Origin of the sequence: Stenotrophomonas sp. 2694 (assembly GCF_040548715.1) — a bacterium.
Classification (GTDB): domain Bacteria; phylum Pseudomonadota; class Gammaproteobacteria; order Xanthomonadales; family Xanthomonadaceae; genus Stenotrophomonas; species Stenotrophomonas indicatrix.
In genome coordinates this window covers 138,343-164,690 of the sequence record NZ_JBEPSG010000002.1, presented here as the reverse complement: position 1 = coordinate 164,690, position 26,348 = coordinate 138,343, and the positions used below count along the sequence as shown (strand labels likewise).

Annotated in this window: 20 protein-coding genes; 16 read left to right on the top strand and 4 right to left on the bottom strand. The window is 67.1% G+C overall.

Annotated features, from left to right (window positions below):
- The 4 genes from ABIA73_RS03520 (at nucleotide 1) to ABIA73_RS03505 (ending at nucleotide 6,410) form a co-directional block, all read left to right on the top strand.
- Complete coding sequence (locus ABIA73_RS03520) at nucleotides 1-543, top strand: hypothetical protein (RefSeq protein WP_227417113.1); 543 nt, start codon at nucleotides 1-3, stop codon at nucleotides 541-543.
- A gap of 92 nt (nucleotides 544-635) precedes the next feature.
- Nucleotides 636-1,781, top strand: coding sequence for an acetyltransferase domain-containing protein (locus ABIA73_RS03515; protein WP_354275441.1), 1,146 nt, complete (start codon nucleotides 636-638; stop codon nucleotides 1,779-1,781).
- Between the two features lie 97 nt (nucleotides 1,782-1,878).
- Nucleotides 1,879-3,633: a peptide MFS transporter gene (locus ABIA73_RS03510; protein ID WP_025873884.1), complete on the top strand. Its 1,755-nt coding sequence runs from the start codon at nucleotides 1,879-1,881 to the stop codon at nucleotides 3,631-3,633.
- Nucleotides 3,634-3,767: 134 nt separating this feature from the next.
- The gene (locus ABIA73_RS03505) at nucleotides 3,768-6,410 is read left to right on the top strand and encodes a pectate lyase-fold domain-containing protein (protein ID WP_354275440.1); all 2,643 of its coding nucleotides are present in this window, start codon (nucleotides 3,768-3,770) and stop codon (nucleotides 6,408-6,410) included.
- A 41-nt stretch (nucleotides 6,411-6,451) separates the two neighbouring features.
- On the opposite strand, the gene ABIA73_RS03500 is transcribed toward ABIA73_RS03505, so the two are convergent.
- The 4 genes from ABIA73_RS03500 to ABIA73_RS03485 all read right to left on the bottom strand — a co-directional run bounded on the left by ABIA73_RS03500 (nucleotide 6,452) and on the right by ABIA73_RS03485 (nucleotide 13,373).
- Entirely contained in the window at nucleotides 6,452-8,437 is a 1,986-nt protein-coding gene (locus ABIA73_RS03500; protein WP_354275439.1) for an alpha/beta hydrolase family protein, read from the bottom strand.
- A gap of 67 nt (nucleotides 8,438-8,504) precedes the next feature.
- Nucleotides 8,505-10,490 (bottom strand): alpha/beta hydrolase family protein, encoded by a 1,986-nt coding sequence (locus ABIA73_RS03495; protein WP_354275438.1) that lies wholly within the window; start codon nucleotides 10,488-10,490, stop codon nucleotides 8,505-8,507.
- 95 nt (nucleotides 10,491-10,585) lie between these two features.
- On the bottom strand, nucleotides 10,586-12,574 hold the full coding sequence (locus ABIA73_RS03490; RefSeq protein WP_354275437.1) for an alpha/beta hydrolase family protein: 1,989 nt from the start codon (nucleotides 12,572-12,574) through the stop codon (nucleotides 10,586-10,588).
- A gap of 163 nt (nucleotides 12,575-12,737) precedes the next feature.
- Nucleotides 12,738-13,373 carry a LysE/ArgO family amino acid transporter gene (locus ABIA73_RS03485; RefSeq protein WP_025873889.1) on the bottom strand — a complete coding sequence of 212 codons (636 nt, stop codon included), beginning with the start codon at nucleotides 13,371-13,373 and terminating at the stop codon, nucleotides 12,738-12,740.
- Between the two features lie 140 nt (nucleotides 13,374-13,513).
- Here ABIA73_RS03485 and ABIA73_RS03480 point away from each other — a divergent pair, with 140 nt between their 5' ends.
- The 12 genes from ABIA73_RS03480 (at nucleotide 13,514) to mdcH (ending at nucleotide 26,311) form a co-directional block, all read left to right on the top strand.
- Nucleotides 13,514-14,419: a LysR family transcriptional regulator ArgP gene (locus tag ABIA73_RS03480; protein ID WP_025873890.1), complete on the top strand. Its 906-nt coding sequence runs from the start codon at nucleotides 13,514-13,516 to the stop codon at nucleotides 14,417-14,419.
- A 102-nt stretch (nucleotides 14,420-14,521) separates the two neighbouring features.
- A complete protein-coding gene (locus ABIA73_RS03475; protein WP_025873891.1) occupies nucleotides 14,522-15,106 on the top strand; it encodes a hypothetical protein in 585 nt (194 codons plus the stop codon).
- A gap of 79 nt (nucleotides 15,107-15,185) precedes the next feature.
- Nucleotides 15,186-15,632, top strand: a complete 447-nt coding sequence (locus tag ABIA73_RS03470) for a GNAT family N-acetyltransferase (protein ID WP_223482106.1) — start codon at nucleotides 15,186-15,188, stop codon at nucleotides 15,630-15,632.
- A 193-nt stretch (nucleotides 15,633-15,825) separates the two neighbouring features.
- Complete coding sequence (gene mqo / locus ABIA73_RS03465) at nucleotides 15,826-17,517, top strand: malate dehydrogenase (quinone) (protein WP_309909891.1); 1,692 nt, start codon at nucleotides 15,826-15,828, stop codon at nucleotides 17,515-17,517.
- Nucleotides 17,518-17,874: 357 nt separating this feature from the next.
- A complete protein-coding gene (locus ABIA73_RS03460) occupies nucleotides 17,875-20,067 on the top strand; it encodes a TonB-dependent siderophore receptor (RefSeq protein ID WP_248150540.1) in 2,193 nt (730 codons plus the stop codon).
- Between the two features lie 243 nt (nucleotides 20,068-20,310).
- Entirely contained in the window at nucleotides 20,311-21,954 is a 1,644-nt protein-coding gene (gene mdcA, locus ABIA73_RS03455; protein ID WP_025873895.1) for a malonate decarboxylase subunit alpha, read from the top strand.
- A gap of 10 nt (nucleotides 21,955-21,964) precedes the next feature.
- The gene (mdcC, locus tag ABIA73_RS03450; RefSeq protein ID WP_032975933.1) at nucleotides 21,965-22,285 is read left to right on the top strand and encodes a malonate decarboxylase acyl carrier protein; all 321 of its coding nucleotides are present in this window, start codon (nucleotides 21,965-21,967) and stop codon (nucleotides 22,283-22,285) included.
- Entirely contained in the window at nucleotides 22,282-23,190 is a 909-nt protein-coding gene (locus ABIA73_RS03445; protein WP_354275436.1) for a biotin-independent malonate decarboxylase subunit beta, read from the top strand. The genes mdcC and ABIA73_RS03445 overlap by 4 nt, the downstream gene beginning before the upstream one ends.
- Nucleotides 23,191-23,192: 2 nt before the next feature.
- Nucleotides 23,193-23,897 (top strand): biotin-independent malonate decarboxylase subunit gamma, encoded by a 705-nt coding sequence (gene mdcE / locus ABIA73_RS03440; RefSeq protein WP_354275499.1) that lies wholly within the window; start codon nucleotides 23,193-23,195, stop codon nucleotides 23,895-23,897.
- Nucleotides 23,890-24,540: a malonate decarboxylase holo-[acyl-carrier-protein] synthase gene (mdcG, locus tag ABIA73_RS03435; RefSeq protein WP_354275435.1), complete on the top strand. Its 651-nt coding sequence runs from the start codon at nucleotides 23,890-23,892 to the stop codon at nucleotides 24,538-24,540. Before mdcE ends, mdcG begins: the two co-directional genes overlap by 8 nt.
- Nucleotides 24,537-25,394: a triphosphoribosyl-dephospho-CoA synthase MdcB gene (gene mdcB, locus ABIA73_RS03430; RefSeq protein ID WP_354275434.1), complete on the top strand. Its 858-nt coding sequence runs from the start codon at nucleotides 24,537-24,539 to the stop codon at nucleotides 25,392-25,394. Before mdcG ends, mdcB begins: the two co-directional genes overlap by 4 nt.
- On the top strand, nucleotides 25,391-26,311 hold the full coding sequence (mdcH, locus tag ABIA73_RS03425) for a malonate decarboxylase subunit epsilon (RefSeq protein ID WP_354275433.1): 921 nt from the start codon (nucleotides 25,391-25,393) through the stop codon (nucleotides 26,309-26,311). The genes mdcB and mdcH overlap by 4 nt, the downstream gene beginning before the upstream one ends.
- The last annotated feature ends 37 nt before the right edge of the window (nucleotides 26,312-26,348 follow it).

The following is a 26,348-nucleotide window of genomic DNA, read 5'->3' as shown; positions in this document are numbered from 1 at the left end:
ATGACGCTGAGCCGCCCTATGAACAATGCACTTCGGATCCGCCCGATCACATCGCCAGTCATGGCCATCGCGACCCTGTTCTGCCTGATGCCGCTTTGCGATCACGCATCTGCCTGGAGTCGCGTTGGCGCGATCGAGGTCACCGACCACGCTGGCAAACCCTGTTTCGGGCTTCCCAAGAAAGAGCGCAAGCGTATCGGTGAGACTCCGCAGGTGTTTGGTGTGGAGGTGTATGACGCGATTACTCCACCGCTGCGGCAGCAATGGTCTTTCGAGTTTGCCTATCCCGCGTCACTCCCGCTTCCACCCGGAGCCTGCGTGCTCTACGGAGAAGTACCAGCCAACGCCGTTGCAAGACAAACGTCCATGCCGCTGCAGCCTGGACGCCTGTACGACGTCTCGATGTCGGCCACCAGGACCGGCGCCACCCAGTTCTACAGCGCCCGATTCTGCCTGAAGGCGAACGCCGACGGCAGCCTGCACGCGATCCAGGTCCGCTACGACGACGCTCTAGGCTGGAGTCCTGCGGTCTGCCTGCCCTGAGCCGACGCGCGCGCTCGCCGACATCGGTCAGCACGTGCTGGAAACAGTTTATTGTTATGTTATATCCTGTCACGCCATTGACCTGAGCGCCCGTGGCCCCTCTCTCCTCCCGGCTGGCCTCCATCGACCAGCTGCGCGGCACCGTGATGCTGCTGATGCTGCTCGACCACGTGCGCGAGACGTTCTTCCTGCAGCATCAGGTCAGCGATCCGATGGACGCGGCGACCGTGTCCCCTGCCCTGTTCGCCTGCCGCCTGCTGGCCCACCTGTGCGCGCCGGTGTTCGTGCTGCTGACCGGGCTGTCGGCCTGGCTGTACGGCCAGCGCCATGCCGATCCGCGCCGTGCCATTGCGGCTTTCCTGCTCAAGCGCGGCCTGTTCCTGGTGGTGCTGGAACTGACCCTGGTCAACGTCGCCTGGACCTTCCAGTGGCCGCCGGAGACGGTGTACCTGCAGGTGATCTGGGCGATCGGCCTGAGCATGATCGCGCTGGCCGGCCTGCTGTGGCTGCCGCGGCCGCTGCTGGCCGTTCTGGCGGTGACGCTGGTGGTCGGCCACAACCTGCTGGACGGCGTACGGGTGCAGGGCGACGGCGCTCTGGCGGTGCTGTGGAAGGTGCTGCACCAGCGCGACTGGATCGAGGCTGGGCCGTTGAGCTTGCGTACCTCCTATCCCGTGCTGCCGTGGATCGGGGTGATCGCGCTGGGCTACCTGATGGCGCCGTGGTTCGCTGCCGGCAGCGACCCGCAGCAGCGCCGGCAGCGGCTGCTGTGGTCCGGGCTGGGCGCACTGGCCGCCTTCGCCCTGCTGCGCTTCGCCAACGGCTATGGCGACACGCCGTGGCAGTACCAGCAGACCACGCTGCGCACGTGGATGAGCGTGTTCAACATCACCAAGTACCCGCCCTCGCTGCAGTTCCTGCTGCTGACCCTGGGCGTGGGCCTGCTGCTGTTGCGGCTGTACGAGTGGCCGCCGCTGGCGCGTGCGCTGCAGCCGCTGGCCGATATCGGCGCAGCGCCGATGTTCTTCTATCTGCTGCACCTGTACGTGCTGAAGCTGCTGTACCTGGCGGCCCTGAAGACCTGGGGCCCGACCCACGGTTGCCTGTATGCACTGGACTCGGTGGCCGGCCTGCTGCTGGTGGCCTGTGCATTGGCGGTGGTGCTGTACCCGCCGACGCGGGCGTTCGCGCGGTTCAAGGCACGACGACGCGACCTGGCCTGGCTGCGGTACCTGTGAACGGTAGCGCCGGGCCATGCCCGGCGTTACGCAGGACCGCCGGGCATGGCCCGGTGCTGCCCGGCGCGCGCCTGCAGCGCACGCCTATAATTCCGCGATGAATTCCACTGCTATCGCTTCCGACGACTTCCTGGGCCATCCCAAGGGCGTCTACGTCTGCTTCTTCACCGAAATGTGGGAGCGCTTCTCCTTCTACGGCATGAAGGCGCTGCTGCTGCTGTACCTCACCAAGTACCACCTGTTCGGCGACAAGGCCGGGCTGGACCTGCTCGGCGCGTACGGCGGGCTGGTGTACTGCATCCCGGTGTTCGGCGGCATGTTGGCCGACCGCTGGCTGGGCATGCGCCGGGCGGTGCTGTTCGGCGGCATCCTGCTGGTGCTGGGCCACCTCGGCATGGCCTTCGAGGGCCACGCCGCATACCGGGTCAATGGCGAAGTAGTGCGCGACACCTCGGCATTGGCCGTGACCTACCTGTCGCTGGCGCTGATCATCATGGGCGTCGGCTTCCTCAAGCCGAACATCTCCACCATCGTCGGCAAGCTCTATCCGCAGGACGATCCGCGCCGCGATTCGGGCTTCTCGCTGTTCTATGCCGGCATCAACCTGGGCGCCCTGTTCTCTTCGCTGGTGTGCGGTTTCCTGGGCGAGGTCTACGGTTGGAAGTACGGCTTCGGTGCGGCCGGCATCGGCATGCTGGCCGGCCTGGCGATGTTCCTGTGGGGCCAGAAATACCTGCAGGGCCACGCCGAGCCGCCGCAACCGGCGACCTTGAAGCAGAAGGTGCTGGGCCTGCCGCGCGAATGGCTGATCTACCTGTGCGCGGTGATCGGCGTGCTGCCGGTGGCCTGGCTGATGTGGGCGGCCGGCAACGGTGCCTTCGCGCTTGGCGGTGAAATCAGCCTGGCGCTGATGCTGATGCTGGTGGTGCTGGGCGGTGTGCTGGTCTGGTTCGCCTGGTTCACCGGCACCCAGTGCACGCCGGTGCAGCGCCAGCAGATGATCGCGCTGATGGTGCTGATCTTCATGGCGCTGGTGTTCTTCACGATGTACGAGCAGTCGTATGGCTCGTGGGTGACCTTCACCGACCGCCTGCTGACCAAGGACATCGTGCCGGCGCTGGTGATCCGCGAAGGCTCGCCGCTTCCGTGGTCGATCCTCTCGCTGCTGCTGGCACCGCTGGGCTTCGTGGTCAGCGCGCGCCTGTCCGAGCGTCGCCCCGGCTCGTCCGCCCCGCGTACGTTCTTCATCGCCATCGTTGCGTTGATGCTGGTGCTGCTGGTGCGCGACTGCCTGGTGATCCCGCAGACCGCCGGTTCGCTGACCTACCTCGGCGGTCTGTTCCTGGTGCTGCTGGCGCCGGCCTTCGCCGCGTTGTGGACCTGGATGGACCGCCGTGGCTGGGAACCGGGCAAGCCGGTGAAGTCGGCCTGGGGCCTGGTGATCGGTGCGTTGTCGTTCGTACCGCTGGCGCTGGCCGCGCAGCACGTTGGTGCCACCGGCGAGATGGCCAGCGTCTGGTGGCTGGTGCTGGCCTACTTCCTGCTGGCCAGCGGCGAGATGTGCCTGTCGCCGGTCGGCCTGTCGGCGGTCACCCAGCTGGCGGTGCCACGGGTGATGAGCCTGATGATGGGCACCTGGTTCCTGGCGACGGCCTTCTCCGAAACACTGGCCGCGCTGTTCGGCAAGCTGGCGGCGATCGACGTACCTGAAGGCGAAACGCTGGACATGGCCGCGGCCGCCGGTGCCTATGCGCACCTGTTCTGGCTGCTGATGTGGATCGGCCTGGGCTGCGCGTTGCTGGCCTTCATCGCTGCGCCGCTGTTGAAGCGGATGATGCATGGGGTGAAATAGGACCAATAGCGTCATCACCCAGCGTCAATCACTATTGCTACGACGGAAGCGACAGCACTTTCGTACAAATTGCATGTGCGGCAGGCGAAGGGGGAGGCAGGATGCGCCCTCCCTCGACTCCCCCTCCTCCCCACATGCGCTCTTCCCCTCTGGCCCGCACCCCGCTGGCCCTGCTGATCTCGACCTGTCTGCTCGCCCCGGTTCCGGCCATGGCGGACAGCGCGTCCGACACCTGCAAGGACACCGACCAGGTTCATTGCACTTCCGACACCGGCATTTCCGGCTGGTGGTGGGGCGGCCTGGCGGCCGTGGGCCTGGGTGCTGCGGCAGCCGGTGGCGGTGGCGGTGGCGGTGGCGGCAGTGAGGGTGGCAGCGGTGGCGGGGGCACGGCGCCGCCCGGCCAGGAAGGCGGCCAGTTCGGCAACAACCAGGTGCTGTCGGCTGCAGGCACCCAGGTGAACTGGCATCAGCCGGTCACCACCCGTATCGCCGGGCGCGCCCGCAACGAGGGGCAACTGCAGTTGCTGGCAGGCACGCTGCACCTGGTAGGCGAAGGCGAACTGCGCAATACCGGCAGCCTGACCGTCGGAAACACCAGCGCCCTGCGCATCGATGGCGATGCGGACCTGGACAACCATGGCGCGCTGCGCATCGAGGGCGCCCTCGAGCTCGCCGGCGATGGAAGCCTGGAGAACTTCAGCCGGGCCGACTTCATCGGCGCGCGCGTGCAGGCAGCAGGTGAAGCCGAGATCGACAACAACAGTGTCCTGCACGTACAGGGGGGCCAATGGTCTTTCACACAGGAGTCGGACCTGGACAACGGCCGCAATGGCGTGCTCGATATCAGTGGCACCAGCTTCGCCCTGCGCGACCGTGCCGAAGTGGAGAATGAAGGCCGCATCCTGGCGCGCGACCTGGCCGCCGGCAGTGCGCTGTTCGATGCAGTGACCGGTGCGTGGGGTACCGATCGCGATGCGATCGATGTGCTCGACAACCGCGGCTATATCCAGCTCGACGGCGACCATGGCAGCGTGCTTCGCCTGGTGGCGGACAGCCAAGCCAGCCACGCCGTCAACCGCAACGGCGCCAGCATCCAGAGTTCGGCACGCAACAGTGCCCTGCTGCACGCCGAAGGCGCGTACGCCACCTTGTTCAACCAGGGCACATTGACCGTCACCGGCGACGGCGCGGTGGCGATGCGCGGAGCGCGCGGCGCCACCCTTGTCAACGATGGCGTGATCAATCTGGGCACGGCCACCGACAACCAGGGCCGCGGCATGGTGGCCATGCAGTCCGATGGCAGCGCAACGCTGAACAACCGGCGCGGCGGCGTGATCAACATCCATGCCGCCGATTCGTTTGCCTTCCAGATCGCCCCGGGTGGCAGCGGGCGGCTGATCAACAATGGCGTGGTGAACGTCTACGGCCAGGGCAGCGGCGTGCATGCCGACGCGGACTCGGCCGCCGCCGACCGCCCGGGCGATGATCTTGGCTGGCAGGCGCCGCGTGGCATCCGCGGCTACACGGTCGGCACGAACGCCGACGGCAGCGCGGGCCAGCTGGTGCTGCATGACGGCGGACAGCTGCACGACGTTGCCGTAGACACCGGCTTTACCCGCGGCACCGACGCTTCGCACGTCGTGCTGCGCGATGTGGTCAGCGGCGCCGAAGGCGGCGAGCAGAACATCCGCAGTGCCAGCGTGGTCTGGCACGCACAGGCCGAGCGTGATGCGCAGGGCAACGTGGATGTGACCATGCAGCGCCGCGACTACCGCGAACTGGCCGGCGATGACCAGCAGCAGATCGCCTCGGCGCTGGAGAACGCATACCGCAACGATGCGCTGTTCCACAGCCTGGAAGTGGCCGACCAGCACACCTTCCAGAACGCGCTGCAGCAGCTGTCCGGTGCCAGTCTGGTAGGCAGTGCGCTGCGCGTGGCCAGCAATGCCGATGCACTGTGGTCGCAGTTGGCGGCGCAACCGGCCGGGCAGTCGCGCGCACTGGCCTTCGGTGGCGGGCAGGCCAATGCGGCCGGTGTGCGCGGCGATGGCGGTGCGATGCAGGTGGCGCTGCAGCTGCGCGGCGGCCAGATTCTGCAGTTGGCCACGGCTGCACTGTCGGCTGACCTGTCCGCAGGGAGCGGGCAGGATCGGCTGCACTCGCAGTTCGCCGGCATCGGTCTGGCCCAGCAGTGGGGAGCGCTGCAGCTGCGCCACCAGCTTGGCCATGAGCAACACCAGTTGCAGGGTCAGCGCCAGCTCGACTGGGGCCAGACCCGCGAGACCGCGCACAGCCAGCGCCGCATCGGCAGGACGATGCTGGCCACCACGCTCGACATGACGTCTGCACTGGGCAAGGTGCAGTGGCAACCGCGCATCAAGGCCAGCGCCTTCGACCAGCGTGAAGGCGCCTTCCACGAACAGCACGCCAACGGCTTCGGCTTGGCGGTGGCCGCTGGCCGCCTGCAGGGCGTGCAGCTGGAAGTGGGCAGCGCGTTCCAGCGCTCGCTCGGCGCGCAGTGGCACCTTCAGGCCGACGTGGCAGCCAGCCGACCGATGGCACTGCGCGAGCAGGCGCGCTCTGCGCACCTGCTGGGCGCATCGGGCAATACCTTCACCCTGCCCGGCGTACGCCGCAGCGGCGTCGACCACAGGCTGCAGCTGGGCCTGAACTACCAGGCATCGAACCTGGGCTTCGGCGCGCAGCTGTCCAGCCTGCGCCAGTGGGGTGAAAGCGATGTCCGCGCTGACCTTCAGTTCGACTACCGCTTCCGCTGAAGTACTGGGCGACGGGCGCCTATGCGCCCGTCGCCGTCAGCTCAAGGCGCCTTGTCCTTGTCGGAAGACGTCGCGGCGGCAGCCGTGCTACCGCCCAGGCTGCGTGACAGGAAGGCAAGCAATCGGCTGTAGTAGTCGCGCTGGTTGGCCTCGGCGTACAGGCCATGGCCCTCGCGCGGGTAATACAGCGCTTCCACGGGCACGCCGGCCTGTTTCAATGCCGCTTCCATGCGTTCGGTGTGCTGCACCGGGGCACGCAGATCTTCGCGACCAGCGGCCAGCAGCACGGGCACCTTGATGCTCGCCGCAAGATTCACCGGCGACACCGCCGCCAGCGTGGCCGGATCACCCAGCCACTCCTGCAGATAGGTCACGCCGGAGGCGCGATCCTGGATGTCGCCGCGTTTGAACATCAACGGCAGGTCGTACACCCCCACATAGCCTGCCGCGCAGCGGTACAGCCCCGGCTCGCGCACAGCGCCCATCATGGCCGAGTACGCACCGTAGCTGGCACCGTAGATGCAGATGCGTGCGCTGTCGGCGATGCCTTGGCTGATCGCCCAGCGGGTGGCGTCGGTCACATCGTCCTGCATCGCGCGGCCCCATTGCCGGGCAGCGGCCTGGGTATGTGCACGGCCGTAGTTGCCCGAGCCGCGGAAGTTGACCTGCAGCACCGCGTAGCCGGCGTCGGCCAGCAACTGGTTCTCGCGCTCGAAACCACCGTCATCGAACACGCCGATCGGGCCACCATGCGGGACCACCACCATCGGCAGGTTGTGGCCATCACTGCCCCTGGGCAGGGTCAGGAAGCCATGCAGCGGCAGGCCGTCCCGTGCAGCCAGGGTGACCGGGCGAACGCTGGCACCGCCGTCACGATCGAACCAGCGATGGCGGCTGGTGAGGAACGCGGCGTTGCGGGTGGCGGTGGTGTACAGGAAATAGTCGCCGGGATTGGTCGCAGAGCTCACCTTCACCAGCAGGCGCGCGTTGTCGCGGGTGCCGGTGAGCAGGCTCACCACCTGCCCGGGAAACGCCTTTTCAAGCCTGCGCTGGGTGCTGGCGGTCGGCGACTGCTCATCGAAGAAGGCGGTGCGCGTGACGGCGCCGACGAACTGGATACCCACCGGCACGCGCGTGCCGGGCTGGTAGACCACGCGGGTGGGGTCGACGGTGTCGTCCTGCAGCAGCGTACGCCGTTCTCCGCTGACCGGATCCCAGCTGACCACCGTATCGGGGCCGCGGGCCTGCTCCACCACCAGGTAGGCCAGCCGATTATCGGCGGAGAAGCCGATCGGGCGTTCGATGCGATGGCTGCTGCCTTCGTCGTTGACCAGGGCCCACTGATCGCGGTCCTGGCGATAGTAGAGCTTGTTGACGTTGTCGGCGGCGGCACCGTGGGCGAAGCGCAGTTCACCTTGATTGTCGGTGGTGAACGTTGCGCGCTGCACCGGCGAGCGCGAGACCAGGACGCGGCGCCCGGTGATGACATCCATCCGTTCCAACCGCGTATTGGTGTCGTTGGCAAATGGCCACAGCGAGATCAACACGTTGCGCTCGTCGGCAGCCAGCGGATCGGCCAGGAATGCAGCCACCTGCTCGGCCACCCGTCCGGTCACGAAGCCGGGCTCGTCCGGGCGCGCGCGGTAACCGACCAGCAGATCACCGCGCTTGCCATTGGCATCGATGGCATACAGTTCGCCGGTCGGCCGTGGCTGGTCCAGGGGCCCCCATTTCTCGGCCAGGCCGATGAGCAGGCGGGTGTCACTCACCCAGTCGACCTCGGCGGCGTGATTGTTGCGTGGCGGCCGGAAATTGCCGACCAGTTCCATCGTGTCGGTACGCAGCACCGCCACGGCAGTTGCGCCGTCCAGTGGCAAGGTCATGGCCAGGTACTCGCCGGTGGGCGAGAGCTGGATGTCATTGAACTCCGCGCGGCGTACGTAGCCGTCCAGCGAAACCTCCGCAGCCTCCGCCCCATCCACGCCGCAGATGGCCATCAATGCGGCCAGCACCGTTGCATGTTTCATGACGTTCTCCTTGAAGCCGGGCATCCCCCTGCCCGGCACCGGGTCCGCGGCGCGCGGCTCGCCTGCCTTACGGCGCCTTGTCGGCGCCTGCGCTCGCGCTGGTGCTGGCGGTACTGCCGCCCAGGCTGCGTGACAGGAAGGCCAGCAGCCTGCTGTAGTACTCGCGCTGGTGCTCAGGCCGGTGGAAACCGTGCCCTTCGGTGCGGTAGTACACGCTCTCCACCGGTGAGCCGGCCGCCTTCAGCGCTGCCTCCATGCGCTCGGTGTGCTTGATCGGCGCACGCGTGTCTTCGCCGCCAGCGGCCAGGAACACCGGCACTTTCAGCTGCGCGGCCAGGTTCACCGGCGAACGGGCTCCCAGGGTCTTCGGATCGCCTACCCATTCGCGCTGCCAGGCCATGGCCGAATCGCTCAACTGTGCCTCACCACTGAACATCAGCGGCAGGTCGTACACACCGACGTAGCCGGCCGCGCACTGGTACAGTCCGGGTTCGCGGATCGGCCCCATCATCGCGGCATACGCACCGTAGCTGGCCCCATAGATGCAGATGCGGTTGCTGTCGGCGATGCCCTCTGCGATGGCCCAGCGGGTGGCGTCGGTCACATCGTCCTGCATGGCCGCGCCCCACTGCTTCGCACCCGCCTGGGTGAACGCGCGGCCATAGTTGGCCGAACCACGGAAGTTGACCTGCAACACGGCATACCCTGCTGCTGCCAGCATCTGCGGCTCGTTGCTGTAGCTGCCCTCATCGAATACGCCGATGGGGCCACCGTGCGGCAGCACCACCAACGGCAGATTGCGCCCTTCGCTGCCCGGCGGCAGGGTCAGGAAGCCGTGCAGCGGCAGCCCGTCGCGCGCCTTCAGCGAGAACGGACGCACGGTGGCGGCCAGTTTCGGGTCGATCCATTCGCTGCGGCTGAGCAGATGCTCGGCCGCCTTTGCGCGGGTGTCGAACAGGTAGAAATCCCCGGGATTGCTGCCCGACCACGTCTGCACCACCACCTTGCCGCCATCGCGGGTACTGGAGGTGATGAACACCGGGCCGCCGAACGCCGCTTCAAGGCTGCGGTACTGACGGGCATCGGCCCCCTTCTCATCGAAGAACCGCGTACGCGGTGCATCGCCGGCAAACAGCGCGCCCACCGGCACGCGGGTGCCCGGGCGGAAGATGATCGCGTAGGGATCGACCACGCCATCGCGCAGCACCTCGCGCCGTTGGCCGGTCTGCGGGTTCCAGCTGACGATGGCATCGGGCCCGGTGGGCTGCTCGACCTGCAGATAGGCCAGCGCGCCATCTTCGGAGAAGCCGATTGCGGTTTCTATCCGGTGGCTCAGCGACTCGTCATTGACCAGCGACCACTGCGCATTGGTCCCGGCGCGGTAGTAGAGCTTGTTGACGTTGTCCGACGCTGCGCCGTGGGCGAAGCGCACTTCACCCTGATGATCGGTAGTGAAATCGGCGCGCTGCACGGGTGAACCGGAAACGCGCACGCGACGCCCACTGACCACGTCAAGCCGCTCGACCCGGGTGTAGGGGTCCTCGGCGAAGGGCCATACCGCGATCAGCACATTGCGGTCGTCGCCCGCCAGTTCGTCGGTGAGGAAGGCCGCAACGTCCTCCACCTTCTTCGGCTGGATGCGCGTGCCCAACCCGCGCCCCTGCACGCGGTAGCCGACCAGCAGTTCCCCGCCCTTGCCATCGACGTTGACCCCGTACAGTTCACCGGTGGGCTGCGGCGTATCGAGTACTCCAAGCTTCTCGGCCAGGCCGACCAGCAGGCGCTCGTTGCTCACCCATTCAAAGGTGTTGGCGTGGTTCTTGTCCTGCGGGCGGAACACGCCGGCAGGCTTGCGGTCGGACGTGCGCAGGATGACCAGCGCGGTGGAATCGTCCAGCGGTACGGTGCCGGCAACGTAGTCGCCGCCGGGCGAGAGCTTGACGTTCGAAAACGACTCCGCTTTCAGGTACTTCTCCAGGTCCACCCCGCCGGTACCCGCCGACGTCCCGCCCACCACCGCGCACAACAGCGCGGCAAGTACAGTCCTGCGCATCCTTCCCCCTTCCTGCCCGGACACCCTGTCCAGATTCGCCGATTCTAGGCAGGCAAGCGATGGCTCCGCCAGTGGCGAGGCCGCCATCGCCGGACTCAGGGCGCCTTCTCCGCATTGCCAGCGGCCGTCACCTGTGCCGTTGCTCCGCCCAGACTGCGCGACAGGAACCCCAGCAGGTGGCCGTAGTAGTCGCGCTGGTTGGCCAGGTTGTACAGCCCATGCCCTTCGTTCTTGTAGTACAGCGCCTGCACAGGCGTTCCGGCCTGCTTCAATGCCGCCTCCATCCGCTCGGTATGCACCACCGGTGCGCGCTGGTCTTCGCGGCCGGCGGCCAGCAGCACCGGCACGCCAACCTGCGCGGCCAGGTTGACCGGCGAGCGTTCGACAAGATCCTTGGGCCGTCCCAGCCACTCGCGCAGGTAGATCAACCCGGATTCGTCACTCTGGATATCCCCGCGCGCATACATCAAGGGCAGGTCGTAGATGCCAACGTAACCTGCCGCACAACGGTAAAGACCCGGCTCGCGCACCGTCCCCATCAGCGCCGCATAGGCGCCGTAGCTGGCCCCATAGATGCAGATGCGTTCACGGTCGGCAATTCCCTGCTCGATGGCCCAGCGCGTGGCATCGGTCACATCATCCTGCATCGCCGCGCCCCACTGTTTGCGCGCAGCCTGCGCATGTGCGCGCCCGTAACCGGCCGAGCCACGGAAATTCACCTGCAGCACGGCATAGCCGGCGGCCGCCAGCATCTGCGTCTCGGTGGAGTACGTGCCATCGTCCAGGACCCCGATCGGACCGCCATGCGGCACCACCACCATCGGTAGCGCGCGCATCGGCCCCCCCGGTGGCACGGTAAGGAACCCATGCAGGGGGCGGCCGTCGCGGGCCTGCAAGGTGATGGCGCGTACGTCGGCACTCTGCGCCGGGTCGATCCAGTCGCTGCGGCTGATCAGGTGCCGGGCGCGCTTGCCCAGCGTGTCATACAGGTAGAAATCACCCGGATTGCGGCCCGACCAGGATTCCACCAGGACAGTGCTGCCGTTGCGGGTGCTGGAGGTGATGTATACCGGAGCACCCAGCGCGGTTTCCAGGCTGCGATAAAGCCGGGCATCCTCCGAGGTCTCATCGAAGAAGCGCGTGCGTGGGGTAGTGCCCATGAACAGCGCGCCCACCGGCACCTGCGTACCGGGGCGGTGGATGATGCGTGCAGGGTCGGCGATCTCATCACGCAGAACCGTTCGCCGCTCGTTGCTCTGCGGGTCCCAGCTGACGATCACGTCGGGGCCTTCGGCCTGCTCCACCTGCAGATAGGCCAGGCGGCCGTCGGCCGAGAAGCCGATGGCCGCTTCGTTGCGCGGGTTCAAGGCCTCATCGTGCAGCAGTATCCATTCGCTGCTGGCACCGGCGCGGTAATACAGCTTCTTTTTCTGGTCAGGTCCGACGCCGTAAGCGAAGCGCACTTCGCCCCGGGCGTCGGTAGTGAAGGCGGCCTGCGCGATCGGCGCGCGCGCGACCGCGTTGCGGCGACCCGTGCTCACGTCCATGCGTTCGATCTGGGTGGCCGCGTTGTCGGTGAACGGAGTGACCGCCACCAGCACGTTGCGATCGTCGTCCTTCAACTCATCGGTGAGGAAAGCCGCCACCATTCCCGCAGGCTTGACCTTGATGTTGGTGCCCAGTCCGGTTTCAGCGGTGCGGTAGCCGACCAGCAGTTCTCCCCCCTTGCCGTTGGCGTTGATGCCGAACAGCTCGCCGGTGGGCGCCGGTCGATCCAGCACACCCAGCTTCTGCGCCATGCCCACCAGCAGGCGTTCATTGCTTACCCAGTCGAAGGTATGGGCGTGGTTGTTGCGGGGTGGGCGGAAGGTGCCGACCATCTTCATGTCGGCGATCCGGTAGATCGCCAGCGCCGTACCCGCCTCGATCGGAACCGTGGCAGCCACGTACTCGCCACCCGGCGAAATCTTGATATCGGCGAATGCTTCCTGCCGCAGGTAGCGGTCCAGGTCCACCCCGCCGGTACCCGCCGACGTCCCGCCCACCACCGCGCACAGCAGCGCGGCAAGCACAATCCTGCGCATCCTTCCCCCTGAGAACGGGCCCCCTGCCCGCAGTCTCGATTCTAGGCAGGCAAGCGGGCGCGCCGCCAGTGGGCAGAAAAAACGACGGCACCGTTGCCGGTGCCGTCGTTGCCACTACCTTGGAGAGAGAGTAAGGACGTGGGTTCGGGGGGCGTGCGCCGGGTCAATGGACCCCGCGCACCGCCAGAGTGAGGGCCAGGATGCTGAGGATCACCGCGATGGTGCCGTCCAGCACGCGCCAGGTGCTGGGCTTGGTGAACAGCGGCGCAAGCAGGCGCGCGCCCAGGCCCTGCGCGGTCAGCCACAGGCAGCTGGCGGTGACCACGCCGGCCGCGAAGGCCATGCGCGCATTGCCGAAGTTCTCGGCGATGGAGCCGATCACCATCATGTCCAGCCAGAAGTGCGGATTGATCAGCGAGAAGCCGACTGCCGCCATCAGCACCGCACGACGGCTGCCGTCATCGCTGTCGGCTTCGCCCATGCCACCGCCACCGGCGATCGCACGGCGTGCCGACTTCATCGCATACCAGGCCAGGAAGGCCACACCGGTCCAGAGGACGGCGGTGGTCAGCCACGGCAGCGCGGTGGTGAGCGTGCGCAGGCCGGCCACGCTGGCGAAGATGAAGATTGCATCGATGGCCGCGCAGGTGGCGACCACCGGCACGATGTGCTTGCGCAGGATGCCCTGGCGCAGGATGAAGGCGCTCTGGGCGCCGACCACGGCAAACAGGCCGATGCCGGTAGCCGCACCACTGAACCAGGCACCAAGGCCGGTGCTGGCGGAGATGACCGAGAACATGGGATTCACTACCTTGTCTTGCTTGGGGGGAGCGGTGCCTCGCGAAGGCGGACAGCACCGGAACGGGCGCCATTGTCGCGCCGCAACATAGAAAAGACGAGCTAAACTTACTAAACCAACATTAGCGGAGCTTAATCGCCATGCGCATCGACCATGCCCAGCTGCGGGCCCTGGCTGCGGTGATCCGCGAAGGCAGCTTCGACCGTGCCGCGCAGTCGCTCAACGTCACCCCCTCGGCCATCTCGCAGCGGGTCAAGGCACTGGAAGACCGCATCGGCCGCCTGCTGGTCAAGCGCGGCACGCCTGCGACCGCGACTGCCGAGGGCCAGTTGCTGGTGCAGCTGGCCGAGCAGACCGCCCTGCTGGAGCACGACGCGCTGCACCGGATGGGCCTGGCCGACGAGGACCTGCCGCAGGCCAGCATCCCCGTAGCGGTGAACCACGACAGCCTGGAGACCTGGTTCCCACAGGCCGCCCAGCAGTTCGCGCAGGGCACCGGCACCACCCTGGACCTGCGGGTGGAGGACCAGGACCACACCGTCGAACTGCTGCGCCAGGGCACCGTGCTGGGGGCCGTGACCACCCTGGACGAGCCGGTGCAGGGCTGCCAGATCCACGCGCTGGGCAGCATCCGCTACGCCGCCACCTGTACGCCGGAGTTCCGCGAGCAGCACTTCGCCAAGGGCGTGACCGCACAGGCGCTGGCGCAGGCACCGGTGCTGGTGTTCAACCGCAAGGACGACATGCAGTCGCGCTTTGCCCGGCGCATGGCCGGCGCCGACCTGCCCAGCACCGCGCCGACGTGGTGGATTCCTTCCACCCGCGCCTTCGTGCAGGCCAATCTGGGCGGGCTGGGCTGGACGATGAACCCGCTGCCGCTGGTCAAGCGCCATCTGGACGCCGGGCGCCTGGTCTACGTGCGGCAGCGCGCGTGGGAAGACGTGCCGCTGTACTGGCAGCACTGGAAAGGCGACGTGCAGACGATGGCGCTGCTGACCCGGGCAGTGCTGGACGCCGCCTCGGCACTGGTGCAGCGCAGGCGCTGAAGAGGGGACGGAGAGGATCAAGTCGCTTGTGCTACAAACGCCTTGATCCCCTCCGCCCCCTTTTCATGCAAGCATCGGTGCAACCGACGAGGGGGCTGACCGATGGAAACCGAACCGGTATTCCTGCATATCCGCGTGGTGATGGGGATCATCCTCGGCCTGTCCATCACCACCCTGCTGAAGGGGTTGGCGCAGATCATCGAACACCCGCAGCGGCGTGGCTGTTCGGCGCTGCACCTGTGCTGGGTGGTGTGGACGCTGGTATCGCTGGTGACCTTCTGGTGGTGGGAATTCCGCCTGGTTGAGGTACACCGTTGGACGTTTGAAATCTATCTGTTCGTGATCACCTACTGCGCGACCTGGTTCCTGCTGTGCGCGCTGCTGTTTCCCGAAGACCTGCGCGAGTACGGAAGTTACGGCAACTACCTGATGCAGCGTCGACGCTGGATCTTCGGGGTGGTCGCGATATTGACCCTTCTGGATCTTGTGGATACCGCGATCAAAGGGGGAAGCCGATGGCGGCTGCTGGGCGAGGCCTACCCCCTGCATACGGTGCTGATGCTCATCGTCGCCGCACTCGGCTGGCATCTGCGCAGCACGCGCGCGCAACTGGGGCTGGCCGCAGCGACGCTGGCCTATCAACTGGGCTACTTCGCGGCGGAGTACTTCACCATCGGCAGTGAGTGAGGAGCGCCGCCGGTCTCCATCCAATCTCCATAGGCGTCGGCCAGAATCGCCCGGTTCCATTCGACCGCAGGTTTCCCAGATGACGATCCACTACCGCAATGCCCGTCCCGATGACGCCGCCGCCTGCATCGACCTGCGCGGGCGTACCCGCGAGAACGCCTTCAGTGCAGCGCAACTGGCCGAGCTGGGCATCACCGAAGAAAGCTGGGCCGCAGGTATCGCCGATGGCGATTCGATTGGCCGCGTCGCCTGGGAGGGCCAACGGATGGCCGGCTACTGCTTTGCCGACCGCGAAAGCGGCGAGGTGCTGGTGCTGGCCCTGCTGCCGGAATTCGAGAAGCGTGGCATCGGCCGGCAACTGCTGCAGGACGTGGTCAGCCTGAGCCGCGATGCCGGCCACAGCCGCCTGTTCCTGGCCTGCTCAGCCGACCCGCGCTCGCGTTCCCATGGCTTCTACCGGCACTTGGGCTGGAAGGCGACCGGCGAGATCGATGAGGCCGGTGACGAGATCCTTGAGCTGGCGTGATCGAGGGCATCGCCGGGCGTGGCCCGGCGCTACCGGGTGAGGGTGCCGCGAGCCGTCGGATGCTGCGTTGCATCAAAATCGGACCGGAAGCGGTTAAAATTGCCACAGGAATGCTGCAAGGCGTTGTTTCTTCACGCTCTTTCCCTGTTTCTTGCGCATCCTGACCCCCTTCCCCGCCAACGATCCCGCCCCCATGAAGAAATTTGGCAAGGCCCTGCTCGCCCTGCTCGTGCTGCTGTTGCTGGTGGCCGCGCTGTTCCTGTACTGGCCGCTGACCCAGCGCTCGGTGCCCGCCGCGAACAACGACAAGCCCGTCGATGTCGTGCTGGTCGGCGCCGGCATCATGAGCATCACCCTGGCCACCTACCTGCAGGAACTGCAGCCGGACTGGAACATCCAGGTCTACGAGCGTCTCGACGGCGTCGCCGGTGAAAGCTCGGACGGCTGGAACAACGCCGGCACCGGCCACTCGGCATTCGCCGAACTGAACTACACCCCGGAACTGCCCGATGGCAGCATCGAGACCAAGCGCGCGGTCGGCATCGCCGAATCGTTCGAAGTCTCGCGCCAGTTCTGGTCGCACCAGGTGAAGGAAGGGCGGCTGAGCCAGCCCAGCGACTTCATCAACCCGACCCCGCACATGAGCTTCGTCTGGGGCGATGACAACATCGCCTACCTGCACAAGCGCCAGCAGGCGCTGGTGAAGAATCCGCTGTTCTACGGCATGCAGTACTCCGAGGACCCGGCGCAGATCAAGCAGTGGGCACCGCTGCTGATGGAAGGCCGCGACCCGAAGCAGAAGGTTGCCGCAACGTGGATGCCGCTGGGCACCGACGTCAACTTCGGCGTCATCACCCGCCAGCTGACCGCCGGCCTGCAGCACAGCCCGAACTTCGGCCTGCACCTCAACCACGAGGTCAGCGCGTTGCGGCAGAACGCGGACAAGAGCTGGAACGTGACGGTGAAGGACCTCAAGGCCGGCACCGAATCGACCACCCACGCCCGCTTCGTGTTCATCGGTGCCGGTGGCGCGGCGCTGAAGCTGCTGCAGATGTCGGGCATCCCGGAATCGAAGGACTACGCCGGCTTCCCGGTGGGCGGCCAGTTCCTCGCCTTCCAGGGCCAGGACGTGACCTCGCGCCATGGCGTGAAGGCCTATGGCATGGCCGAGACGGGTTCGCCGCCGATGTCGGTGCCGCACCTGGATGCGCGCAAGCTGGATGGCAAGCCGGTGGTCCTGTTCGGGCCGTTCGCGCTGTACAGCACCAAGTTCCTCAAGCACGGCTCGTGGTGGGACCTGTATTCGTCGGTCAACCACAACAACGTCGGCCCGATGCTGGAAGTGGGCAAGGACAACCTGGACCTGGTGCAGTACCTGATGGGCCAGGCGCGCCTGAACGATGCCGATCGCCAGGCCGAACTGGTCAAGTACTTCCCCAATGCCAAGCCGGGCGACTGGAAGCTGGTCACCGCCGGCCAGCGCGTGCAGATCATCAAGCGTGATCCGCTGAAGGGCGCGGTGCTGCAGTTCGGTACCGAGATCGTGACCGACAAGGACCACACCCTCGCTGCGCTGCTGGGTGCCTCGCCGGGCGCTTCGACCTCGCCGCCGATCATGCTGGACCTGATGGCCAAGGCCTTCCCGGAACAGATGAAGGCCGGTTGGGAAGCCCGCCTGCGCGAGATCGTTCCCTCGTACGGCCGCAAGCTCAACGAGAGTGCCGCGCTGACCAACGAGATCCGCACGTTGACCAGCCAGACCCTGCACCTGCCCTACCTGGAGGTTCCGGTGGAAGCAGGTACGACGCCTGCACTGGCACCGACGGCCGCGGCGGCCCCGGCCAAGGAAAAGCGCAACGCCAACGAAGAGCTGCAGGCGCTGTAAGCCTGCGCTTGGCGGATGCCTGCGGACGGCCACCTTCGGGTGGCCGTCTGCGTTTGCGCGCGGCGACGGGGCGGATCCCTCCCGCACGGGAGGGCTCTGACCCATTCCGGGAGACCCCTCGCAGGGTCAGAGCCCAGTGCCTGCGGCAATGGGATCCGACCCCGCCCTGACGCTTGCTGCGCGCCTGAAAGCCCCTGCGCAATGACGCGAATTGTAATGTTGTTAAGAATTATTTACATTTGCGTCCTGCGCAGTGACCGCGCCCCTCCCAGATGGACCTGACGTGCCCGAAGCCGCCGCCCCGGGTGCTGGACGACTGTTGCCGCCCCTTCCCCGCCTCTACGCTTTGAGCCCGCCATGACCCAGATTTTCCCCAGCCGCCTGCCCCGCCGTGCGCTGCTGCCCGCCGCCCTGCTGTCCTGCCTCACCCTGGCTGCGCCGTCGGCATTGGCCGAGGTCGCTGCCGACGCCTCCGATGCCAAGACCCTGGACCGGGTGAGCGTGCGCGCCGAGCAGTCCGCGCCGCCATCGAGCACCACCCGCCTGCCGATCACCCTGCAGGAAACACCGCAGTCGTCGACGGTGATCGGCCTGCAGCGCCTGCAGGACGAATCGTTGTTCAGCCTCAACGACGTGATGCGCAATGTCACCGGCGTCAGCGTGTCCTTCTATGACACCCAGCGCCCGCTGTACTACGCGCGTGGTTTTGCCATCACCGATTTCCAGGTGGATGGCATTCCGACCTACAGCGGCTCGACCAACCAGGAATACGACACCGCCTTCTATGACCGGGTGGAAGTGATCCGCGGCGCCAACGGCCTGCTCAGCGGCGCGGGTGTGCCGTCGGCCACGGTGAACCTGCTGCGCAAGCGCCCGGGCAAGGAGTTCGACGCTTCGTTCTCGGTCAGTGCCGGCAGCTGGGACTACCGCCGCATGGAAGCGGACGTGACCGCACCACTGACCGCCGACGGCCGCTTCCGCAGCCGCGTGGTCGCCGCCTACACCGATCGCGATTTCTATTACGACCGCTACAAAGAGAACAAGATGGCCGGCATGGCCGTGCTGGAAGGCGATGTGACCGACAGCACCACGGTGACCGTCGGCTACCAGACCCAGGACAACAACCCGGTGGGCTCGACCTGGGGCACCGTGCCGTTCTTCGACAGCCAGGGCAACTTCGCCCATCTGCCGCGCTCGACCAACCTGGCACCGAAGTGGAGCTACTGGCAGCGCGAGACCAGCACGGTGTTCGCCAACCTAGAGCAGCGCTTCGGTGACAACTGGCTGCTTAAGATCAACACCGCCTACACGCGTGGCAACGTGCAGAACATGCGCCTGTACGGCACCGGCAATCCCGACCCGGTGACCGGCGCGGGCATCTACCTGCGCACCGCCGCCGGCGATTCGGAAGACACCCGCCGCAACGTCGACGCCTACCTGACCGGCACCTTCAACCTGTGGGGCCAGCAGCACGACGTGACCGTGGGCGCGCAGTGGGCCGACCTGGAAGGCACCACCAACACCCTTGCGCTGAACTACCCGCGTGACTGGGCTCGTTGCGGCAGCGAGCGCTGCTACTACATTCCCAACGTGCACACCTGGGATGGCGACATCTCCGAAGTGACCTACACCCTCACCGGCGCGCGCCGCGTGGCCAAGACCACGCAGAGCGGCTTCTACCTGGCCACCCGCCTGCGCCTGGCTGATCCGCTGGCGCTGATCGCCGGCGCACGCCTGAGCCGCTGGCAGACCCAGACCCGCGCCTACAACGCGGCCGGTGCCTACACCGCCACCAGCGGCGCGTACAAGGTGAGCGATGAAATCACCCCGTACGTGGGCCTGGTGTACGACATCACCCCGAACGTGGCGGCCTATGCCAGCTACACCGAGATCTTCAACCCGCAGAACTACAAGGACCGCAACGAGAACCTGCTGGCGCCGGTGCAGGGCTCCAACCTGGAAGCGGGCCTGAAGACGCAGTGGTTCGACGGTCGCCTGACCGCCAACGCGGCGGTGTTCGAAGCCAAGCAGGACAACTACGCGGTGCGCGACATGAGCGTGCCGGAGGGCTCGTTGAGCGACGGCAGCTCGGCCTACATCGGCGTCAACGGCACCAAGGCGCGCGGCTGGGAAGTGGACGTCAACGGCGAGATCCTGCCGGGCTGGACGGTCAATGCCGGCTATACCCACGTCAAGGTGACCCGCGCGGCCACCGACCTGCTGTACGCCAATCCGGCCGAAGACCTGCTGCAGCTCAACACCCAGCTGCAGCTGCGCGGCGCGCTGGAACGCCTGAGCATCGGCGGTGGCGTGCAGTGGCAGAGCAAGGTGCAGGGCTACAACATCCCCTACCCGCTCGGCGGCACGGTGACGGTGAACCAGCCGGCGTATGCGCTGGTGCAGTTCAACGCCAACTACCGCATCAGCGACAACTGGACGGCGACGCTGAGCGTGCGTAATGCGCTGGACAAGACCTACTGGGCCAACCTGGACTACAACAACTACGGCGAACCGCGCTTCGTGGCGGCCAGCCTGCGCTGGAAGTTCTGAGCAACCCGGAAATGGTGGGTGCCGACCATTGGGGGGGGGGCCCACTGTTGAGGGTGGGTGCCCACTGTTTGGGGTGGGTGCCGACCGTTGGTCGGCACGCTTCTGACGCTCCGCCACGACCCACGGTCGTGGCCCACCTGAATGGGCCCGCCTTCGCGCGGGCCTTTTCTTTGCTGCACTGCGGGTTGCACACCCCTCCATAATTATGGCGTAATTATTCCAACGCCATTCGGAAGTCCGTCGATGAACCCGAGTTGGGACACGCTGGAGCGGGGCCGCCAGGCGCGGCTGGAACGCGCCGCGCCATGGGCCAGGGGCCACGAGGTGGCGGCTGGCGATGTCGCCGAGCTGCTGCACGCGCTGCTGGAGCCGGGCGACAAGGTCTGCCTGGAAGGCAACAACCAGAAGCAGGCCGACTTCCTCGCCCAGACGCTGGCCGACCTCGACCCGGCACGGGTGCATGACCTGCACATGGTGCAGTCGGTGCTGTCCCTGCCTTCGCACCTGGATGTGTTCGAACGCGGCATCGCCTCCAGGCTGGACTTCTCCTTCTCCGGGCCGCAGTCGGTGCGGCTGGCCAACCTGGTGGCCGAAGGACGCATCCAGATCGGTGCCATCCACACCTACCTGGAACTGTTCGGCCGCTACTTCATCGACCTCACTCCGCGTGTGGCACTGGTCGCGGCGCAGGCTGCCGACCGCCACGGCAATCTCTACACCGGCCCCAACACCGAAGACACGCCGGTGATCGTGGAGGCCACCGCATTCGGTGGCGGCATCGTCATCGCCCAGGTCAACGAGATCGTCGACACCCTCCCCCGCGTCGATATTCCTGCCGACTGGGTCAACTTCGTGGTGCAGGCGCCGCGCCCGAACCATATCGAACCGCTGTTCACCCGCGATCCGGCACAGATCTCCGAGATCCAGGTGCTGATGGCGATGATGGCGATCAAGGGCATCTACGCCGAGTACGGGGTGAACCGGCTCAACCATGGCATCGGTTTCGATACCGCAGCAATCGAACTGCTGCTGCCGACCTACGCCGAGTCGCTGGGGCTGAAGGGAAAGATCTGCCAGCACTGGGCACTCAATCCGCACCCGGCGCTGATTCCAGCCATCGAATCGGGTTTCGTCAAATCCGTGCACTCGTTCGGGTCGGAACTGGGCATGGAGAAGTACATCGCCGCGCGCGGGGATGTGTTCTTCACCGGCGCCGATGGTTCGATGCGCTCCAACCGCGCGTTTTCGCAGACCGCAGGGCTGTATGCCTGCGACATGTTCATCGGCTCCACCCTGCAGATCGACCTGCAGGGCAACAGCTCCACCGCAACGCGCGACCGCATCGCCGGCTTTGGTGGTGCGCCCAACATGGGTTCGGATGCACGCGGCCGCCGCCACGCCAGCGACGCCTGGATCAAGGCGGGCCAGCAGGCCGCGCGGCCCGGCGAGATGCCACGCGGGCGCAAACTGGTGGTGCAGATGGTGGAAACCTTCCGCGAGCACATGGCGCCGGCCTTCGTCGACCGCCTCGATGCCTGGGACCTGGCCGAGCGCGCGAGCATGCCGCTGCCGCCGGTGATGATCTACGGCGACGACGTCAGCCATGTGCTGACCGAGGAAGGCATCGCCAACCTGCTGCTGTGCCGCAGCCCGGAAGAACGCGAGCAGGCGATCCGCGGCGTGGCCGGCTATACCGCCGTGGGCAGGGGACGCGACCGCGCCATGGTGGAAAACCTGCGCGACCGCGGAGTGATCCGCCGCCCGGACGATCTCGGCATCAACGTGCGCGATGCCAGCCGCGATCTTCTTGCCGCGCGTTCGGTGAAAGACCTGGTGCGCTGGTCCGGCGGTCTGTACGACCCGCCCAAGCGCTTCCGCAACTGGTAAGGGCCACGCCATGGAAACCCTCGACTATCGATTCGCGGGCACGACGCCCGTGCGCTTCCCCACCGATGCGGTGCTGGTGGGCGTACTGGCCTCGGGCAACCTGGAAATCCTGCTGGAACCGGCCGACCTGGACGGTGCGATGACCGTGCGCATCATCACCGCTGCACGGGGCTTCGGCACGGTCTGGCAGGCGGTGATCGCCGACTTCGCCCAGCGTCATCCCCTGCGCGATGTACGCGTGTCGATCAACGATGCTGGCGCTACACCGGCGGTGGTCAGCCTGCGCCTGGACCAGGCCGTCGAGACCCTGCTTGCCGGAGGCCAGCCATGACGCTCGCACAGCGCACCAGCTATTACGAAGCCGATGCCCGCGCGCGCATCGCCGCGCTGCTTGATGCAGGATCGTTCCGCGAATTTCTCGGCCCAGCCCAGCGCGCCATCAGCCCGCATCTGGCGCAGCTGGACCAGCCGGCCGCCTTCGACGATGGCATCGTCGTCGGTGAGGGACACCTGCACGGCAAGCACGTGCTGGTGGCCGCACAGCAGGGTGAATTCATGGGCGGCGGCGTGGGTGAGGTGCATGGCGCCAAGTTGACCGGCCTGCTGCGCCGCGCGGCGGACACCCATCCCGATGGCGTGCTGTTGCTGCTCGATACCGGCGGTGTGCGCCTGCATGAAGCCAATGCGGGATTGATCGCCATTTCCGAAATCATGCGCGCCACGCTCGACGCGCGGGCCGCCGGGGTGCCAGTGGTGGCGCTGATCGGCAGCGGCAACGGCGCCTTCGGTGGCATGGGCATCGTCGCCCGCTGCTGCAGTACGGTGATCATGTCCGAGGAAGGACGGCTGTCGCTGTCCGGCCCCGAAGTGATCGAGACCGTGCGCGGCGTGGAGGAATTCGATTCGCGCGACCGCGCATTGGTGTGGCGGGTGACCGGTGGCAAGCACCGCTACCTGATCGACCAGGCGCAGGTGCTGGTGCCCGATGCGATCAGCGCATTCGCCAAGGCCGCCTCTGATGCGCTGCAGCCAGACACCACCAGTGCCGACCCCGACGCGGCACTGGCCGCGCTGCAGGCACGCCACGCCGCGTTGAAGGCGCGCGTACAGGCGTGGGGCGACTGCAACGATGGCCTGCAGATCTGGGCACGCCAGGGCATTGCCGACCCGGAACGTCTGGCGCTGCTGGAAACCGATGCCTTCCTTGCCGCCACTGCGCACCGGAGCCTGCCATGAGCCTGCCATTGAATTCGCTGCTGGACGCACTGTTCCCGCGTGGCCATACCATCGCGGTGAACGATTCGGTACTGACCGGCACAGCGACCACCGACGACGGTGAGGTGACGGTGATCGGCACCACCGACAGGATCGAAGTCGGTGTGGACCACGCGCTGGTGCTGGCCGACACCGTGCTGGCCAGCACCGCTGCTCATCCGCAGCGTCCCATCGTGATGCTGGTCGATACCGCCGGCCAGCGGCTGGCGCGCCGCGATGAACTGCTGGGCATCAACGGCTACTTCGCCCACCTCGCACAGACCCTGGACCTGGCCCGCCGCCGTGGCGCGCGCCTGGTCACGCTGGTCTACGGCGAATCGGTCAGCGGCGGCTTCCTGTCGTTCGGGCTGATGGCCGACCTCATCCATGCCCTGCCCGATGCGCAGGTGCGGGTGATGGATCTGCGCGCGATGGCACGGGTGACCAAGCAACCGTTGGAAAAACTGCAGGCGCTCAGCCTGACCTCGCCGGTGTTCGCACCGGGCGTGGAGAACTACGTGTCGATGGGCGCAGTGCAATCGCTGTGGGATGGCGATCTGGCGCATCACCTGCTGGACGCACTGCGTGCAGCCGTCGACGGTGACCATCGCGCTGCACTGGGCGCCGAACGGGGTGGCCGTACGCTGGCCGCGCCGGTAGCCACTGCTGTGAGCCAGGGCAATGCCTGAGCGGCCGGCCCGGCACACGCTGGTCTGGCTGTCGGCCGATGCCGATTGGCGGGCCGACCTGCCCGCGCACGAGCCGCGTCTTGCCGCCTGGTTCGCGCAGGGCTTCCCTGCAGTGGTGGCGCGTCGTGCCGCGGATGATGCCGATACGCGCCTGCGATTGGGCGTTCCGTTGCCACCGGCCGAAGGCAAGCAGCGCGTGTCGTTGCGTGTACCGCTGTGCGACGTCGCGCACATGCGCGCTCCGCCGGCGTTGAGCGAGCTGCTGGCAGCAGGCGACGCAGGTGTTCCACAGCCGTGGCAGGAATCACTCCACGACCTGCAGGCACTGGCCCCGGCCCGTGTGTTCGGCGCCTTCGCCTGGCAATGGCTGACCGCCCTGCCCTATATACATGAGCGTTCGGACATCGACCTGCTGTGGCAGGTGACCGATGCCGCACAGGCCGAGGCGCTGATCGCGCAGTTGCTGGCATGGCAGACCCGCCATCCGCATCGCCTTGATGGCGAGCTGTGCCTGCCAGATGGTGGCGCGGTGAACTGGCGCGAACTTGCCGGCCGCAGTCGCCAGGTGCTGGTGAAACGCCTTGATGGAGCCGCATTGGAAGCGCGTGATGCACTGTTCGCCACGCGCGAGGCGATCGCATGATCGCCGCCCCGAAGCCGTTGTTGGCACGCGACGCGGTGGTCGACAGCGCACGCCTGGGACGGCTGGCCATTGCCAGCCTGCACGCCGAACTGGCGTGCGCCCCGAAGCCGGGCCTGGTCACCCCGTTCGACAGCGGCAGCCATGACGACATGGATGCCGGCACTTTCCTGCGCAGTCTGTTCGCCCTGCGCCACTACTTCACGGCGGTGGCCAGGGCCGGTGCCGCGGGCGCCCCCTTCACAGTGCTGCGCGATCACGGTATTGCCGCTGAAGCGGCCATGCTGGCCGCCACCGGCGGCATCAACACCCATCGCGGTGCGATCTTCAGCCTTGGCCTGCTGGTGGCCGCCGCCGCTGAGCGCAGGCGCGTGCATGGCCATGCCGTGTCGGGCGCGCAGGTGTGCCTGGCGGTTCAGCAGTGGAATGACGCACTCATCGCTGCGCCGCTGGACCCGCACAGCCCGGGACAGCGCGCACGTGCGCGTCATGGGGTCTGCGGCGTACGCGAACAGGCTGCCGCCGGCTACCCGGTGCTGCGCGAGCTGGCCCTGCCTGCCCTGCGCCATGCGCTGGACAGCGGCCTGCCGCGCGACGCCGCGTTGTGCCAGACGCTGATGCAGCTGGTGGCACAGGTGGACGATCTGAACCTGCTGCATCGCGGCGGTACCGAGGGCCTGCGCTGGGCGCAACAACAAGCGGCCACATTCCTTTCCGCCGGTGGCGCCTTCGCGCCGGACTGGCGCATGCGCCTGCAGTCCATCGGCGATGCGTTCGTGAGGCGTCGGCTCAGCCCGGGTGGCAGTGCCGATCTGCTGGCCTGCGCCTGGTTCCTGCTGCAGCAGGAGGGCGCATGAGCCTGGCCCTGCTCTGCCCCGGACAGGGTGCGCAGCATCCGGCGATGTTCGACCATGTGCGCGGCATGGCCGCTGCACGCGCGGTACTGGATGCGGCGAGCGACGCGCTGGGGCGCGATGTGTTCGCGGCCGCGGCCGCCGACGACCGCTTCGACAACGCACAGGCGCAGCCGCTGCTGTGCGCCGCCAGCATCGCGCACTGGCATGCCCTGCGCGGCGCCGTGCCGGACCCGATCGTGGTGGCCGGGTACAGCATCGGCGAACTGGCGGCACATGCCATCGCCGATAGTTTCGACGTGACCACCTGCCTGTCCCTGTCGGCGCAGCGTGCACGATTCATGGACGCCGTCAGTCCGGTCGATGCCGGAATGCAGGCGATGCTGGGGCTGGATCGACAGACGGTGCAGACATTGTGCGAAATCCACGGCACGCACGTGGCGATTGCCAACGGCACAGATCATTTCATCGTTGGCGGCACGCTGCCGGCACTGCGTGCGCTGGCCGCTGCCGCGCACGCACAGGGTGCCGAGGTGCGCGTGCTGCCGGTACATGTGCCGGCGCATACGCCACTGCTGTCGGCGGCGGTCGCACCGTTCGCCGCCGCACTGCAGGCCACCACGTTGCACGCGCCGCGCCTGCCGCTGCTGGCCGGCATCGACGCACGGCCGGTGCGCGACACCGCAGCGGTGGTGCACACGCTGTCCGCGCAGCTGACACAGACCATCGAATGGGCACAGGTGATGCGCCAGGCCTTCGAGCGCGGCGCACGGGTGTTCCTGCAGCTGGGCCCGGGCAACGCACTGGCACGCATGATCGCACCGGCCTATCCGTGCTGCGAGGTACGCGCGATCGAGGAATTCCAGAGCCTGGACGGCGCGGCGGCGTGGGTCCGCAGCGCGCTGCAGCGGCTTCAATAACGGGTTTGAGCAGTACGTAACGCGCAGTACGTAACAG

What these genes read in the sequence shown, in the direction of transcription:
- mdcC (WP_032975933.1), top strand. Translation starts at nt 21,965, where the DNA reads ATGGAAACCCTCGACTATCGATTCGCGGGCACGACGCCCGTGCGCTTC.
- ABIA73_RS03510 (WP_025873884.1), top strand. Translation starts at nt 1,879, where the DNA reads ATGAATTCCACTGCTATCGCTTCCGACGACTTCCTGGGCCATCCCAAG.
- mdcG (WP_354275435.1), top strand. Translation starts at nt 23,890, where the DNA reads ATGCCTGAGCGGCCGGCCCGGCACACGCTGGTCTGGCTGTCGGCCGAT.
- ABIA73_RS03485 (WP_025873889.1), bottom strand. Translation starts at nt 13,373, where the DNA reads ATGTTCTCGGTCATCTCCGCCAGCACCGGCCTTGGTGCCTGGTTCAGT.
- ABIA73_RS03480 (WP_025873890.1), top strand. Translation starts at nt 13,514, where the DNA reads ATGCGCATCGACCATGCCCAGCTGCGGGCCCTGGCTGCGGTGATCCGC.
- ABIA73_RS03470 (WP_223482106.1), top strand. Translation starts at nt 15,186, where the DNA reads ATGACGATCCACTACCGCAATGCCCGTCCCGATGACGCCGCCGCCTGC.
- mqo (WP_309909891.1), top strand. Translation starts at nt 15,826, where the DNA reads ATGAAGAAATTTGGCAAGGCCCTGCTCGCCCTGCTCGTGCTGCTGTTG.
- mdcA (WP_025873895.1), top strand. Translation starts at nt 20,311, where the DNA reads ATGAACCCGAGTTGGGACACGCTGGAGCGGGGCCGCCAGGCGCGGCTG.
- ABIA73_RS03445 (WP_354275436.1), top strand. Translation starts at nt 22,282, where the DNA reads ATGACGCTCGCACAGCGCACCAGCTATTACGAAGCCGATGCCCGCGCG.
- ABIA73_RS03475 (WP_025873891.1), top strand. Translation starts at nt 14,522, where the DNA reads ATGGAAACCGAACCGGTATTCCTGCATATCCGCGTGGTGATGGGGATC.
- ABIA73_RS03520 (WP_227417113.1), top strand. Translation starts at nt 1, where the DNA reads ATGACGCTGAGCCGCCCTATGAACAATGCACTTCGGATCCGCCCGATC.
- ABIA73_RS03490 (WP_354275437.1), bottom strand. Translation starts at nt 12,574, where the DNA reads ATGCGCAGGATTGTGCTTGCCGCGCTGCTGTGCGCGGTGGTGGGCGGG.
- ABIA73_RS03495 (WP_354275438.1), bottom strand. Translation starts at nt 10,490, where the DNA reads ATGCGCAGGACTGTACTTGCCGCGCTGTTGTGCGCGGTGGTGGGCGGG.
- ABIA73_RS03505 (WP_354275440.1), top strand. Translation starts at nt 3,768, where the DNA reads ATGCGCTCTTCCCCTCTGGCCCGCACCCCGCTGGCCCTGCTGATCTCG.
- mdcB (WP_354275434.1), top strand. Translation starts at nt 24,537, where the DNA reads ATGATCGCCGCCCCGAAGCCGTTGTTGGCACGCGACGCGGTGGTCGAC.
- ABIA73_RS03460 (WP_248150540.1), top strand. Translation starts at nt 17,875, where the DNA reads ATGACCCAGATTTTCCCCAGCCGCCTGCCCCGCCGTGCGCTGCTGCCC.
- mdcH (WP_354275433.1), top strand. Translation starts at nt 25,391, where the DNA reads ATGAGCCTGGCCCTGCTCTGCCCCGGACAGGGTGCGCAGCATCCGGCG.
- ABIA73_RS03500 (WP_354275439.1), bottom strand. Translation starts at nt 8,437, where the DNA reads ATGAAACATGCAACGGTGCTGGCCGCATTGATGGCCATCTGCGGCGTG.